Origin of the sequence: Rhodovulum sp., from assembly GCF_011048875.1 — a bacterium.
In the GTDB taxonomy this organism is placed as follows: domain Bacteria; phylum Pseudomonadota; class Alphaproteobacteria; order Rhodobacterales; family Rhodobacteraceae; genus Rhodovulum; species Rhodovulum tesquicola.
Genome location: NZ_DSDD01000392.1, coordinates 1 through 14008, shown reverse-complemented (window position 1 = coordinate 14008; position 14008 = coordinate 1). Strand labels below are relative to the sequence as shown.

The window sequence follows — 14008 nt, the reverse complement described above, 5'->3', positions numbered from 1 at the left end:
GGTTTGGGTGGTTCGGCGGGTCTGGGCGCGGGTTTCGGGGCCTCGGCGGCGCGCATGACATCCTCTTTCATGATGCGGCCATCGCGGCCGGAGCCGGTCACGGCATCGGGGGACAGGCCCTTTTCGGCCATCAGTTTCTTCGCCGAGGGGGCGTGTTCGATATCCTTGCCGGTTGTCGGGGCGGGTGCCGCGGCAGGTTTGGGTGCGGGGGATGCGGCGGTGCCTTCGCCCGCGACCAGCGTGGCCAGCTGGCCGCCGGCCGCAACCGTTTCGCCTTCGGCTGCGAGGATGGTCGACAGCGTGCCCGCGGCCGGGGCCGGGACCTCGACCGAGACCTTGTCGGTTTCCAGCTCGCACAGGATCTCGTCCCGCTCGACATGGTCGCCCTGGGCCTTGAACCAGGTCGAGACGGTCGCCTCGGTGACGCTTTCGCCGAGGGTGGGGACCGTGACGGCGATGTCCTGCGCGGCTTGGGGGGCGGCGTCTGGCCGGGCGGCCTTGGCCTTGCCCGCGGCGGGTTTCGCGGCGCCCTCGGTGATGGTGGCGAGCAGCGCGTCGACCGAGACGGTCTCGCCCTCGGGGGTGACGATCTCGCCCAGCGTTCCGGCGGCGGGGGCGGGCACCTCGACCGTCACCTTGTCGGTTTCCAGCTCGCACAGCATCTCGTCGGCGGCGACGGTGTCGCCGGGTTTCTTGAACCAGGTGGCGACGGTGGCTTCGGTGACGCTTTCGCCCAGGGTGGGCACGCGGACTTCGGTGGACATGGGATCACCCTTCGATGGTGAGCGCGTCGTTGACGAGCGCGGCTTGTTGGGCCTTGTGCTGGCTGGCGAGCCCGGTGGCGGGCGAGGCGGCGGCGGGGCGGCCGACATAATGCGGGCGGTGGTGGCGGGCGTTGATGCAGGTCAGCACCCATTCGAGATTGGGCTCGATGAAGGACCAGGCGCCCTGGTTCTTGGGCTCCTCCTGGCACCAGACCACTTCGGCTCCGTGGAAGCGTTCAAGCTCCTTCACCAGGCTGAGGGCCGGGAAGGGGTAGAACTGTTCGATCCGCAGCAGGTAGACATCGTCCAGCCCGCGGGCGTCGCGTTCTTCCAGAAGGTCGTAATAGACCTTGCCGGAGCAGAGCACGACGCGGCGGATCCCGGCGTCGGGTTTTAGCTTGAAGTCCGAGGCGCGGTGGGTTTCGGCATCGTCCCAGAGCACCCGGTGGAAGGAGGAGCCGGTCAGGAAGGCCTTGGCCTCGGACACGGCCAGCCGGTGGCGCAAAAGCGATTTCGGCGTCATCAGGATCAGCGGCTTGCGGAAGCTGCGGTGCAACTGGCGGCGCAGGATGTGGAAATAGTTGGCGGGCGTCGAGCAGTTGGCGACGATCCAGTTATCCTCGGCCGAGAGTTGCAGGAAACGTTCCAGACGGGCGGAGCTGTGTTCCGGCCCCTGACCCTCGAAGCCATGGGGCAGCAGGACGACAAGGCCCGACATGCGCAGCCACTTGCGTTCGCCCGAGGAAATGAACTGGTCGAACATGATCTGCGCGCCATTGGCGAAATCGCCGAATTGCGCCTCCCACATCACCAGGGCGTTGGGTTCGGCGAGGCTGTAGCCGTATTCGAAGCCCAGCACGGCATATTCCGACAGCATCGAGTCGATGACGTCGTATTTCGCCTGGCCCTTGCGGATATGGTTCAGCGGGAAATAGCGTTCCTCGGTGTTCTGGTCGATCAGCGCGGAATGGCGCTGGGAAAAGGTGCCGCGGATCGCATCCTGGCCCGCAAGCCGCACCGGGTAGCCCTCGGTCAGCAGGCTGCCGAAGGCCATCGCCTCGGCGGTGGCCCAGTCGAAACCCTTGCCGGAATCGAACATCTCGCGCTTGGCGTCGAGCAACCGGCCTACCGTCTTGTGCAGCTCGAAGCCCTCGGGCACGGTCGTCAGGCCCTGGCCGATCTCCTGCATCGTCTCTTCGCAGATTGCGGTGTCGCCGCGCTGGTACTCGTCGCCGCCGCCGCGCTTGATATGCGACCAGCGGCCGTCCAGCCAGTCGGCCTTGTTCGGCTTGTACTCCTTGCCGGCCTCGAATTCCTCGTTCAGATGCGACTGGAAGGCGGCCTTCATGTCCTCGATCTCGCCCTCGGGGATCAGCCCGTCGGCGACCAGACGTTCGGTATAGAGTTGCAGCGTCGTCTTGTGCTTCTTGATCTTGAGATACATCAGGGGGTTGGTGAACATCGGCTCATCCCCCTCGTTGTGGCCGAAGCGGCGATAGCAGAACATGTCGATCACCACGTCGCGGCCGAATTTCTGGCGGAACTCGGTAGCGACCTTGGCGGCGTGGACTACCGCCTCGGGGTCGTCGCCATTGACGTGGAAGATCGGCGCCTCGACCATCAGCGCGATATCGGTAGGATAAGGGCTGGACCGGCTGAAATGCGGCGCGGTGGTAAAGCCGATCTGGTTGTTCACCACGATATGGATCGTGCCGCCGGTGCGATGGCCGACCAGCCCCGACATGCCGAAACATTCCGCCACGACGCCCTGACCGGCAAAGGCCGCATCGCCATGCAGCAGCAGCGGCAGGATGCTCTTGCGTTCGCGGTCATTCGCCTGTTCCTGCTTGGCGCGCGTCTTGCCCAGCACCACGGGGTTCACGGCCTCGAGGTGGCTGGGATTCGCGGTCAGCGACAGGTGGACGCGGTTACCGTCGAATTCCCGGTCGCTTGACGCGCCAAGGTGGTATTTCACGTCGCCCGAACCGTCCACATCCTCGGGCTTGAAGCTGCCGCCCTGGAATTCATGGAAGATCGCGCGATAGGGTTTGCCCATCACATTGGCCAGAACCGACAGGCGGCCCCGGTGCGGCATGCCGATGACGATTTCCGTGACCCCCAGCGCGCCGCCGCGCTTGATGATCTGTTCCATCGCCGGGATCAGTGCCTCGCCCCCGTCAAGGCCGAAGCGCTTGGTGCCCATGTATTTAACATGCAGGAATTTCTCGAAGCCCTCGGCCTCGACCAGCTTGTTCAGGATTGCGCGGCGGCCTTCGCGGGTAAAGCGGATCTCCTTGCCATAGCCCTCGATCCGTTCCTTGAGCCAGGCGGATTGTTCGGGGTCGGAAATGTGCATGTATTGCAGCGCGAAGGTGCCGCAATAGGTGCGTTTCACGATGGCGAGGATCTCGCGCAGCGAGGCGATCTGAAGGCCCAGCACGTTGTCGATGAAGATCGGCCGGTCCATGTCGGCATCGGTGAAGCCGTAGGAGGCTGGGTCGAGTTCCGGGTGCGGCGTGGCGTTGCGCAGGCCCAGCGGGTCCAGATCGGCGACGAGGTGGCCGCGGATCCGGTAGGCCCGGATCAGCATCAGCGCGCGGATCGAGTCCAGAACGGCGCGCTTGATCTCGTCATCGGTGACCTTGACGCCCTGTGCCTCGGCCTTTTCGCGGATCTTGTCCTCGGCGGCGCGGGCCTCGCTGACCGGGGGCAGACCGGGCCATTGGCCATCCAGCGCGGCGGTCAGGTCGTCATTGGGCGCGGGCGGCCAGTCGCGGCGTGCCCAGCTTGGCCCCGCGGCCTCGCGCTTGACCGAGACCTCGTCATCGCCGAGCTCCGCGAAGAAGCGGCGCCATTGCTCGTCGACCGCGTCGGGGTCGTCGGCGTAGCGGGCGTAAAGCTGTTCGACGTATTCGGCGTTGTGTCCCTGCAGGAAAGACGAGTCGTGGAAGGCGGTGTTGGGGCTTTGTTCGGTCATGGAATCCTCCCTCGCGCATATGGGGGGCGCGGCCGGTTCCCGACGGCCGCGCGCGCCCCTCTGGGGTTATGCCTCGATGGCTTTCAGCACGGCCTCGCCGAGACGCGCCGGGCTGTCGGCCACCACGATCCCGGCGGATTTCATCGCCTCGATCTTGTCCTCGGCGCCGCCCTTGCCGCCCGCGACGATGGCGCCCGCATGGCCCATGCGCCGGCCGGGCGGTGCGGTGCGGCCCGCGATGAAGCCCGCGACGGGTTTCCTGCGTCCCTTCCTGGCCTCGTCGCGCAGGAACTGGGCGGCTTCCTCTTCGGCCGAGCCGCCGATCTCGCCGATCATGATGATCGACTGCGTTTCGTCATCGGCGAGGAACCATTCGAGGACGTCTATATGTTCGGTCCCCTTGATCGGGTCGCCGCCGATGCCGACGCAGGTGGACTGGCCAAGGCCCACATCGGTGGTCTGCTTGACCGCCTCGTAGGTCAGCGTGCCCGAGCGGGAGACCACGCCGACGCTGCCGCGGCGGTGGATATGGCCGGGCATGATGCCGATCTTGCAGGCCTCGGGCGTGATGACACCGGGGCAGTTCGGCCCGATCAGGACGGACCCGGACCCTTCGATCGCGCGCTTGACCGTCATCATGTCGAGCACAGGGATGCCTTCGGTGATGCAGACGATCAGCGGGATCCGGGCGTCGATCGCCTCGAGGATCGAGTCGGCTGCGAAGGGCGGCGGGACGTAGATCACCGTGGCATTCGCCCCGGTCTTGGCCACCGCCTCGTGGCAGGAATCGAAGACCGGCAGGTCGAGATGCTTCTGCCCGCCCTTGCCCGGCGTCACGCCGCCGACCATCCGCGTGCCATAGGCGATCGCCTGTTCGGAGTGAAAGGTCCCCTGAGAGCCGGTGAAACCCTGGCAGATCACCTTGGTGTTTTCGTCGACGAGAACCGCCATGCCCCTTACCCCTTCACCGCCTTGACAATCTTCTCGGCCGCATCGGACAGGTCGTCCGCCGCGATCACGTCGAGGCCGGAGCTGTTGAGGATCTCCTTGCCCTTTTCGACATTGGTGCCTTCGAGGCGGACCACCAGCGGGACCTTCAGGCCCACCTCGCGGACGGCCGCCACCACGCCCTCGGCGATCACGTCGCAGCGCATGATGCCGCCGAAGATGTTGACGAGGATCCCCTTCACGTTCGGGTCCGAGGTGATGATCTTGAAGGCCTCGGTCACCTTCTCCTTGGTCGCGCCGCCGCCCACGTCGAGGAAATTGGCCGGCTCCGCGCCGTAGAGCTTGATGATGTCCATGGTCGCCATCGCCAGCCCGGCGCCATTGACCATGCAGCCGATCTCGCCATCCAGCGCGATGTAGTTCAGGTCATATTTCGAGGCGGCGAGTTCCTTGGGGTCCTCCTCGGTCTCGTCGCGCAGCGACAGGACGTCCTCCTGCCGGTAGAGCGCGTTGGAATCGAAGGCGAACTTGGCGTCCAGGCATTTCAGGTCGCCGGTATCGGTGACGATCAGGGGGTTGATCTCGATCATCTCGCAATCGCGTTCGAGGAACAGCTTGTAAAGCTGGCCCAGCAGCGTCGAGCATTGCCGGATCTGCTTGCCTTCGAGGCCGAGGGCAAAGGCGACGCGGCGGCCATGCCAAGGCTGGTAGCCGGTCACGGGGTCGATGGTGAAGGACAGGATGCGGTCGGGGGTCCTGGCGGCCACCTCCTCGATATCCATGCCGCCCTCGGTCGAGCAGACGAAGGCGATGCGCGAGGATTGCCGGTCGATCAGCATGGCGAGATAGAGTTCGCGCGCGATCTCCGAACCCGCCTCGATATAGACGCGGCTGACCTGCTTGCCCGCGGGGCCGGTCTGGTGGGTGACCAGCGTGCGGCCCAGCATCTTGCGGGCCTCTTCCGCGGCCTCGCCGACCGAGCGGGCCAGCCGGACGCCGCCCTTTTCGCCCGCCTCGGGTTCGAGGAAATGGCCCTTGCCGCGGCCGCCCGCGTGGATCTGCGCCTTGACCACCCAGAGCGGGCCGTCAACCTCGCCCGCGATGGTCTTGGCCTCTTCGGCGCGGATGACGACATGGCCCTTGGACACCGGCGCGCCATAGCTGCGCAACAGGGCCTTGGCCTGATATTCGTGGATGTTCATCACGCTGTCCCATGCTTGTCGATTTCCGGATCTCTAATCACGGAACAGGGTGCGACGAAATGGTTTTCGGCCGGGATGGGCGGGATTTCGCGATGTTTTCGACTTTTGTGATCACGCCCGAGAAAAGCGTGATCACAACGCCTCCGGGATTCCGCCGCCCCATCGGTCGGTATCCTGTCGCCAGAAAAGGTGCGGACGTTCGGCCGCCTTGCAAAACGTTACATGCCGAAGCGATACAGGCGCAAATCGTCCGCGCGCGCGGTCCGGAGCGGGTTGCCGGGATGTCCTTACTGATGCGCCACCTGGCCTTGCTTGGCATGCTTGCCATCGTTTCGCTTGTCGTGGTGCTGTCCGACCGGCAGGCGCAGCTGATCGGTGACCGGCTGCAGGTCGTGCTGCCGCTTGCCGGGCTGGCCTGTGCCATCGCGCAGGGCAATGGCGTGCGCGATACGGGGGCGATACCTGCTGCTCGAAGCGGCGATAAAGGGGCCGAAATTCGGCCTTGGCGATGCGCCGATCAACCAGCGGCCGAGTGGCGGCGGGCATGGATTCCCGTCGGGCCACACCGCGGCGACGAGTTTCGGCGCGACCGCCCTGGTCATGGGCTGCCTGCGTGACAGCCCGGGCGCGCAGGCGCTGGCGGTGCTGTCGGCCGGGTTCGTCGGCGGATCGCGGATCGACGCGGATCTGACGGGCCGGACCGCGCGGGACCGGCCTGGATATGCCCGGGATCAGGCCAGCGTGGGGTCGATTGCCTGGCAGGCCTCGACCAGTCCGCGCACCGCGGCGACCGAGTTGTCGAACATCTCCTGTTCGGCCTTGTCCAGCCGGATGTCCACGATCCGCTCGATGCCGGCCGCGCCGATGATGGTGGGCACGCCGACATACATCCCCCTGAGTCCATAGGCGCCGTTGACCCAGGCCGCGCAGGGCAGCAGGCGCTTCTGGTCCTTGAGATAGGCCTCGGCCATCTCGATGGCGGAGGTGGCGGGGGCGTAATAGGCCGAGCCGGTCTTGAGCAGGCCGACGATCTCGGCGCCGCCGTCGCGGGTGCGCTGCACGATCGCGTCCAGCTTCTCTTTCGTGGTCCAGCCCATGTCCACCAGATCGGGCAGCGGCACGCCGCCGACGGTGGAATAGCGCACCAGCGGCACCATCGTGTCGCCATGCCCGCCCAGCACGAAGGCGGTGACATCCTTCATGCTGACGTCGAATTCGAGGCTGAGGAAATGGCGGAAGCGCGCGCTGTCCAGCACGCCCGCCATGCCGACGACCTTTTCGGCGGGCAGGCCCGAATATTGCTGCAGCGCCCAGACCATCGCGTCCAGCGGGTTGGTGATGCAGATCACGAAGGCGTCAGGGGCGTTGTCGCGGATGCCCTCGCCCACGGATTTCATTACCTTGAGGTTGATGCCCAGCAGGTCGTCCCGGCTCATCCCCGGTTTGCGCGGCACGCCGGCGGTGACGATGCAGACATCGGCCCCTGCGATGTGGGCATAGTCATTGGTGCCCTTGAGCCGCGCATCGAACCCTTCGGAGGGGCCCGACTCGGCGATGTCGAGCGCCTTGCCCTGCGGCACGCCCTCGGCGATATCGAAAAGCACGACGTCGCCCAGTTCCTTGATCGCGGCGAGATGGGCGAGCGTGCCCCCGATCTGCCCCGCACCGATCAATGCGATCTTGGGTCTGGCCATGTGTCTGTTCCCCGTCTGTTGGTCTCGGCGCGATGGGTAAGCCTTTGCCATCCATCGCGCAAGGCCGCCGCGGCGCGGCACGCCGGACGGGCAGGGGGCGGACGGGGGAAAAGGGTTCCGCGCCAAGGCGTTGCGGGCGCGGCCGGTGCGCTGCGGGGCAGGGCGCGCGGCGGCATGCCGGGGCTGTCCGGCGGGGGGGGGCGCGGCCCCCGGATGGGCCGCGCGTTGATTCTGGGCTCAGGTTCCGGGGCTCAGGCGCCTTCGCCCTGGATCAGGCTTTCGGCCAGCGTCTGCCAGGCCTCGCCGCTGGCGATCAGGCAGCTCACGCCCGAGGGCAGGGTGCCGGTGATCGTCCAGCTGCCGGTTTCGGGATTGGTGAAGATCTCGACCACCGCGTTGTTGGCGGCCAGTCCCAGGGCCAGGCGCGACTCGCCGTAGCGGTCGGCCAGAAGCGCGACCAGCGCCTCGCGTGGGGCGCATTGGCGGGCATTTTCGGCCTGGGCCTGAGCTTGGGCCTGAAGCGGGAGGGGCAAGGCGAGCAGAAGCGCGGCAAGTGCGAGGGGGCGGGTCATGGCGAAGGCTCCGTTCGGGGTGGCTGTTCTGGGTGGCTGTCAGCGTCGAGCCTGAAGGGGAATGCGCAACAAAGCCTGAGGGCAGCGCGCGCTGCTCTGCGTCGCAGCGCAAGATTTCTCTGCGATGCGGCATGAAAAGGGTTGCGGATTATGTCCCGCATATGGTGATTGGCGCAACAAAATGACCCAAGGGGAGAATCAATGGACCCGCGTGCCGGCTCGTTCCGTTCCGTTCTCCATATTCCGGCCTCGAAGGCGCGGGCGCTGGACAAGGCCCGGACGCTGCCCGCCGATGCGATCATCTTCGATCTGGAGGATGCCGTCGCCCCCGAGGAAAAGCGCGCCGCGCGCGACCTGCTGGCCGCGGCGCTGCGCGAGGGCGGCTTCGGGCCGCGCTTTCTGATCGTGCGGGTGAACGGGCTGGATACCGAATGGGGCGCCGATGACGTGACCGCGATGCGCGGGACCGGCGCGCAGGCGATGCTGCTGCCCAAGGTCGAGACCACGGCGCAACTGGATGCGCTGGGCGATGCGATCCACGGGGTGGAACTCTGGGCGATGATGGAAACCCCGCGCGGCGTGCTGAACGCCGACGCGCTGGCCGCCCATCCCCGGGTCGGGGGCTTCGTGATGGGCACCAACGACCTGATCAAGGAATTGCGCTGCCGCCCGCGTGCCGACCGCCTGCCGCTGGTCACCAGCCCAGGCCAATGCCTGCTGGCGGCGCGCGCGCATGGGATCGTTGCCATCGACGGGGTCTGCAACGCCTTTCAGGACGAGGAGGGTCTGCGCGCGGAATGCGCGCAGGGCCGCGACCTGGGCTTTGACGGCAAGAGCCTGATCCACCCCGGACAGATCGCCGCGGCCAATGCGGTCTTTGCGCCGACCACGGCCGAGATCGACCTGTCACGCCGCCATATCGCCGCCTTCGACGAGGCGCGGCGCAACGGGCTGGGGATTGCCGTTGTGGATGGTCGCATCGTCGAGAATCTGCATATCGTCACGGCACGACAAACGCTCGCCAAGGCAGCGGCGATCGCGCAACTGGAGGCTGTTACATGACCCTTATCATCTTCGGCGTTCTGCTCTGGAGTTTTGCCCATCTGTTCAAGCGGCTGTTCCCCGGCCCGCGCGCCGCGCTGGACGACCGCTTCGGCGCGGCGTCCAAGGCGTTCTTTACGGTGCCGCTGGTCCTGTCGGTGGTGCTGATGGTGATCGGCTATCGCGGCAATACCGCGCCCGAGATCTACCAGACGCCCGGGTTCATGGTGCATGCCAACAACACGCTGATGCTGCTGGCGGTGGTGTTCTTCGGTCTTGGCAATTCCAAGAGCCGGGCGCGGCAGCTGTTCCGCCACCCGATGCTTTATGGCTTTGCCACCTGGGCAGTGGCGCATCTGCTGGTGAATGGCGATCTGGCGTCCATCGTGCTGTTCGGCGGGCTGCTGGTCTGGGCGATTGCCGAAGTGCTGCTGATCAACGCGAAGGAGCCGGTGACGACCTGGCGCGGCGGCAGCCTGGCGGGGGACATCAAGCTGGGGGTGATTTCCGTGGTGCTGTATCTGGTGATCCTTGGCGTTCACATGTGGCTGGGCGTCTGGCCCCTGCCGGCGCCGGGTGCGGCCTGATGCGGGCCTATCGTCTGCGCACCGACGAGGATACCGCCGCCTTCTGCCACAAGGTCATCGAGGCGCTGGCCAAGGGGTGGGAACTTTACGGCTCGCCCGCTTATGCGCATGACCCGGCGACGGGGCGGATGCGCTGTGCGCAGGCGGTGGTGAAGGATGTGCCGGGGCTTTACGCCCCGGACCTGAAGCTGGGAGAGTTGTAAAGTCATGGTGAAGACCAATCCGGGGTGTTTCTTCGAGGATTACCATGTCGGGCAGGTGATCGCGCATGCGGTGCCGCGCACCCTGTCGGGCGGCGAGCGGGCGCTTTACCACGCGCTGTATCCTGCGCGGCACGCGGTTTATTCCTCGGATGCCTTCGCGCAATCCTGCGGGCTGCCGGGTGCGCCGATGGACGACCTGATCGCGTTCCATACCGTGTTCGGCAAGACCGTGCCCGATATCAGCCTGAACGCCATCGCCAATCTGGGCTATGCCGAGGGGCGCTGGCACCGGCCGGTCTGGCCCGGCGACACGCTGCGCTCCGAATCCGAGGTGATCGGGCTGAAGGAGAACTCGAACGGCAGATCGGGTGTCGTCTGGGTGCGCACGCGGGGGCTGAACCAGCGCGGCGAACTGGTCATGGACTATGTGCGCTGGGTGATGGTCCGCAAGCGCGATGCCACAGCACCCGCGCCCGAAACCGTGGTGCCCGCGCTGGCCGACAGCGTGGCGCCGAGGGACCTGGTGCTGCCCGAGGGGCTGGATTTCACGCGCTACGATTTCACCCGTGCGGGCGAGCCGCATCGCTGGGGCGATTACGCGGTGGGCGAGGTGATCGACCATGTGGACCGCGTGACGGTCGAGGAGGCCGAGCACATGCTGGCCACGCGGCTCTGGCAGAACACCGCCAAGGTGCATTTCGATGCCACCCTGCGCGAGGACGGCCGGCGTCTGATCTATGGCGGCCATGTCATCAGCCTGGCGCGCGCGCTGTCCTTCAACGGGCTGGCGAATGCGCAGATGATCGTCGGGCTGAACGCGGGCGCGCATGCCAATCCCTGTTTCGCGGGCGACACGGTCGCGGCCTGGTCCGAGGTGCTGGACAAGGCCGAGACGGCCGCGCCCGGGGTCGGCGCGCTGCGGCTGCGGCTGGTGGCGGTCAAGCCGGGGGCGGTGCCGGGCGCGCTGCGCGGCGAGGACGGGAAATATCTGGGCGATGTGCTGCTGGACCTCGACTACTGGGCGTTGATCCCGATGTAAGGCGGCCCCCGGGTTGTGATCACATGCCGCGCTGGCGTGATCACAAAACCCGGTTTTTTCGTCCGGCCGACGAAAAATCACGCCCGAAGCGCGGCGCAAGCCGTGACAAGGGCGCAGAAACCGTTATCAGATCGGGCGATAGCTGCGCCCAGACAAGAGGCACGCCATGGCTGAGTTCAACCGCGGTAACAGGCCGCTTTCGCCGCATCTTCAGGTCTATCGCCCGCAGATCACGTCCGTCACCTCGATCCTGACCCGGGTCACGGGGAATGCGCTGATCGTGGCGGTGATCCTGATCGTGTGGTGGTTCCTTGCCGCCGCCAAGGGCCCCGAGGCCTTTGCCCGCGCCGATTGGGTGCTGACCTCGTGGTTCGGCGATCTGGTGCTGACCCTGTCGCTCTGGGCGCTGTGGTATCACACGCTGGCAGGCCTGCGGCACCTGCTGTGGGATACCGGCCGCGGGCTGGAGCTGAAGACGGCCGAGGCGCTGGGCTGGGCGGTGATCGGCGGCTCGGCGGTGCTGACGCTGCTGACCGTGCTGGTCGTCTGAGGGGGAAAGCCATGCGTTATCTGACCGACCGCAAGCGCGCGCTGGGCCTTGGCGCCGCCAAGAGCGGGACCGAAGATCACTGGATCCTGATCGTGACCGGCGTGGCGCTGGCGGGGCTGATCCCGGCCTTCGTGCTGGTCTTCGGCCGCACGCTGGGTGGCAGCCATGAAGAGGTGGTCGCCACCTTCTCGCGCCCGTTTCCGGCGCTGGTGGCGCTGTTGACCTTGTGGGTGGGGCTCTACCATTTCCGCAAGGGCGCGCAGACCGCCATCGATGATTACACCCGCGGCATCCGCCGCACGATACTGCTGATCGCGATGATCTGCGTCAGCTACACGGCCATGGCAGCCGGTCTTTACGCGGTCATCCGCATCGCGATGTAAGTTCTTCGAGGGACCAAGATGGCCGCTTACGAATACGAGACGCATGAATATGACGTTGTGGTGGTCGGCGCCGGTGGCGCGGGGCTGCGCGCGACGCTGGGCATGGCCGAACAGGGCCTGCGGACGGCCTGCATCACCAAGGTCTTTCCGACCCGCTCGCACACGGTGGCGGCCCAGGGCGGCATCGCGGCCAGCCTTGGCAACATGGGGCCGGACCATTGGCAGTGGCACATGTATGACACGGTCAAGGGGTCGGACTGGCTGGGCGACACGGACGCGATGGAATACCTCGCCCGCGAGGCGCCCAAGGCGGTCTACGAACTGGAACATTACGGCGTGCCGTTCTCCCGCACCGAAAAGGGCCGCATCTACCAGCGCCCCTTCGGCGGCCACACCACCGAGTTCGGCGAAGGCCCGCCCGTGCAGCGAACCTGCGCCGCGGCCGACCGCACCGGCCACGCGATCCTGCACACGCTTTATGGCCAGTCGCTGAAACAGAAGGCCGAGTTCTTCATCGAGTATTTCGCCATCGACCTGATCATGTCCGAGGACGGGCAATGCCAGGGCGTCGTGGCGTGGAAGCTCGATGACGGCACGATCCATGTCTTTGCGGCCAAGATGGTGGTGCTGGCCACGGGGGGCTATGGCCGGGCCTATTTCAGCGCGACCTCGGCGCATACCTGCACCGGCGATGGCGGCGGCATGGTGGCGCGCGCGGGTCTGCCGCTTCAGGACATGGAATTCGTGCAGTTCCACCCCACCGGCATCTATGGCGCCGGGTGTCTCATCACCGAGGGCGCGCGCGGCGAGGGCGGCTATCTGACGAACTCGGAAGGCGAGCGGTTCATGGAACGCTATGCGCCGACCTACAAGGATCTCGCCTCGCGCGACGTGGTCAGCCGCTGCATGACCATCGAGATCCGCGAGGGCCGGGGGGTGGGCCCGAACAAGGACCATATCCACCTGAACCTCAGCCACCTGCCGCCCGAGGTTCTGGCCGAACGCCTGCCCGGCATTTCCGAAAGCGCCAGGATCTTTGCCGGTGTCGACGTGACGCGCGAGCCGATCCCGGTTCTGCCGACCGTGCATTACAACATGGGCGGCATCCCCACGAACTATTGGGGCGAGGTGCTGAACCCGACCGAGGACAATCCCGACAACATCGCGCCCGGCCTGATGGCGGTGGGCGAGGCGAGCTGCGCGTCCGTGCACGGGGCGAACCGGCTGGGCTCGAACTCGCTGATCGACCTGGTGGTGTTCGGCCGCGCCGCCGCGATCCGGGCCAAAGACGTGGTCGACGCCAAGGCCGCGGTGCCTGCGCCGAACAGGGCCTCGATCGACGCGGCGCTCTCCCGCTTCGACGGGCTGCGCCACGCCAGGGGCAACCTCGCCACCGCCGAATTGCGGCTGGAGATGCAGAAGACCATGCAGGCCGATGCCGCGGTCTTCCGCACCGACAGGACGCTGGCCGAGGGCTGCGAAAAGATGGCCGCCGTCGCGGGCAAGATGGACGACATCAAGGTCACCGACCGGTCGCTGATCTGGAACTCGGACCTGATGGAGACGCTGGAACTGACCAACCTGATGCCCAACGCGCTGGCCACCGTGGTCGCCGCCGAGGCGCGCAAGGAAAGCCGCGGCGCGCATGCCCACGAGGATTACCCCGACCGCGACGACATCAACTGGCGCAAGCATTCGCTGGCCTGGGTCGATGGCCCCAGGGTGCGCCTGGCCTACCGCCCGGTCAAGCTGGAGCCGCTGACCACCCTCGACGAGGGCGGCATTGACCCGAAGAAGATCGCGCCCAAGGCGCGGGTGTATTGAGGGCAGGCATTGGCGCGCACCTTGTCCCGACTGATATGGATTTCGGCGCTCAATGTCAGTGGCCTTGTTCCCCATGGCCGCAAGAAACTACGGCGTTTCTTGCCTCCTGCGGTGATGGCCATTGAGGGCAGGCTGTTCGAGTTGCACCCAGCAGAAAACTATACCGATTACAGGATGTTCGTGGATCGGAAGTTTGCCGAATCCCAATCGATCTCGCGTCTGCG

Annotated in this window: 15 protein-coding genes; 9 read left to right on the top strand and 6 right to left on the bottom strand. The window is 66.5% G+C overall.

The annotated features are described in order from the left end of the window. From ENN83_RS13695 to sucC, 4 genes are all read right to left on the bottom strand, one after another. A partial coding sequence (locus ENN83_RS13695; RefSeq protein WP_287187829.1) for a biotin/lipoyl-containing protein occupies window positions 1–764 on the bottom strand: 764 nt, incomplete at its 3' end. Window positions 765–768: 4 nt separating this feature from the next. Next, window positions 769–3741 (bottom strand): 2-oxoglutarate dehydrogenase E1 component, encoded by a 2973-nt coding sequence (locus tag ENN83_RS13690; protein ID WP_287187828.1) that lies wholly within the window; start codon window positions 3739–3741, stop codon window positions 769–771. A 66-nt stretch (window positions 3742–3807) separates the two neighbouring features. Beyond that, window positions 3808–4692: a succinate--CoA ligase subunit alpha gene (gene sucD / locus ENN83_RS13685; RefSeq protein ID WP_287187827.1), complete on the bottom strand. Its 885-nt coding sequence runs from the start codon at window positions 4690–4692 to the stop codon at window positions 3808–3810. A 5-nt stretch (window positions 4693–4697) separates the two neighbouring features. Next, on the bottom strand, window positions 4698–5891 hold the full coding sequence (sucC, locus tag ENN83_RS13680; protein ID WP_287187825.1) for an ADP-forming succinate--CoA ligase subunit beta: 1194 nt from the start codon (window positions 5889–5891) through the stop codon (window positions 4698–4700). Window positions 5892–5902: 11 nt separating this feature from the next. Between sucC and ENN83_RS13675 the strand changes: the two genes are divergently transcribed. Further along, window positions 5903–6508 (top strand): hypothetical protein, encoded by a 606-nt coding sequence (locus ENN83_RS13675; RefSeq protein ID WP_287187824.1) that lies wholly within the window; start codon window positions 5903–5905, stop codon window positions 6506–6508. A gap of 114 nt (window positions 6509–6622) precedes the next feature. Here ENN83_RS13675 and mdh read toward each other — a convergent pair whose 3' ends face one another. Both mdh and ENN83_RS13665 read right to left on the bottom strand, forming a co-directional pair. Continuing rightward, complete coding sequence (gene mdh / locus ENN83_RS13670) at window positions 6623–7585, bottom strand: malate dehydrogenase (protein WP_287187822.1); 963 nt, start codon at window positions 7583–7585, stop codon at window positions 6623–6625. Window positions 7586–7836: 251 nt separating this feature from the next. Further along, window positions 7837–8157 carry a hypothetical protein gene (locus ENN83_RS13665; protein ID WP_287187820.1) on the bottom strand — a complete coding sequence of 107 codons (321 nt, stop codon included), beginning with the start codon at window positions 8155–8157 and terminating at the stop codon, window positions 7837–7839. A 201-nt stretch (window positions 8158–8358) separates the two neighbouring features. Here ENN83_RS13665 and ENN83_RS13660 point away from each other — a divergent pair, with 201 nt between their 5' ends. The 8 genes from ENN83_RS13660 to ENN83_RS13625 form a co-directional block, all read left to right on the top strand. Further along, window positions 8359–9219 carry an HpcH/HpaI aldolase/citrate lyase family protein gene (locus ENN83_RS13660; protein WP_287187818.1) on the top strand — a complete coding sequence of 287 codons (861 nt, stop codon included), beginning with the start codon at window positions 8359–8361 and terminating at the stop codon, window positions 9217–9219. Next, a complete protein-coding gene (locus ENN83_RS13655) occupies window positions 9216–9785 on the top strand; it encodes an NnrU family protein (RefSeq protein ID WP_287187816.1) in 570 nt (189 codons plus the stop codon). Before ENN83_RS13660 ends, ENN83_RS13655 begins: the two co-directional genes overlap by 4 nt. Continuing rightward, the gene (locus tag ENN83_RS13650) at window positions 9785–9988 is read left to right on the top strand and encodes a DUF1737 domain-containing protein (protein WP_287187814.1); all 204 of its coding nucleotides are present in this window, start codon (window positions 9785–9787) and stop codon (window positions 9986–9988) included. The genes ENN83_RS13655 and ENN83_RS13650 overlap by 1 nt, the downstream gene beginning before the upstream one ends. Window positions 9989–9992: 4 nt before the next feature. Then, window positions 9993–11027 carry a MaoC family dehydratase gene (locus ENN83_RS13645; protein ID WP_287187811.1) on the top strand — a complete coding sequence of 345 codons (1035 nt, stop codon included), beginning with the start codon at window positions 9993–9995 and terminating at the stop codon, window positions 11025–11027. A 166-nt stretch (window positions 11028–11193) separates the two neighbouring features. Next, window positions 11194–11577 (top strand): succinate dehydrogenase, cytochrome b556 subunit, encoded by a 384-nt coding sequence (gene sdhC / locus ENN83_RS13640; RefSeq protein WP_287187809.1) that lies wholly within the window; start codon window positions 11194–11196, stop codon window positions 11575–11577. Window positions 11578–11588: 11 nt separating this feature from the next. Further along, a complete protein-coding gene (sdhD, locus tag ENN83_RS13635) occupies window positions 11589–11960 on the top strand; it encodes a succinate dehydrogenase, hydrophobic membrane anchor protein (RefSeq protein ID WP_287187807.1) in 372 nt (123 codons plus the stop codon). A gap of 18 nt (window positions 11961–11978) precedes the next feature. Then, entirely contained in the window at window positions 11979–13784 is a 1806-nt protein-coding gene (gene sdhA, locus ENN83_RS13630; RefSeq protein WP_287187805.1) for a succinate dehydrogenase flavoprotein subunit, read from the top strand. Between the two features lie 9 nt (window positions 13785–13793). After that, a partial coding sequence (locus tag ENN83_RS13625; protein ID WP_287187802.1) for a hypothetical protein occupies window positions 13794–14008 on the top strand: 215 nt, incomplete at its 3' end.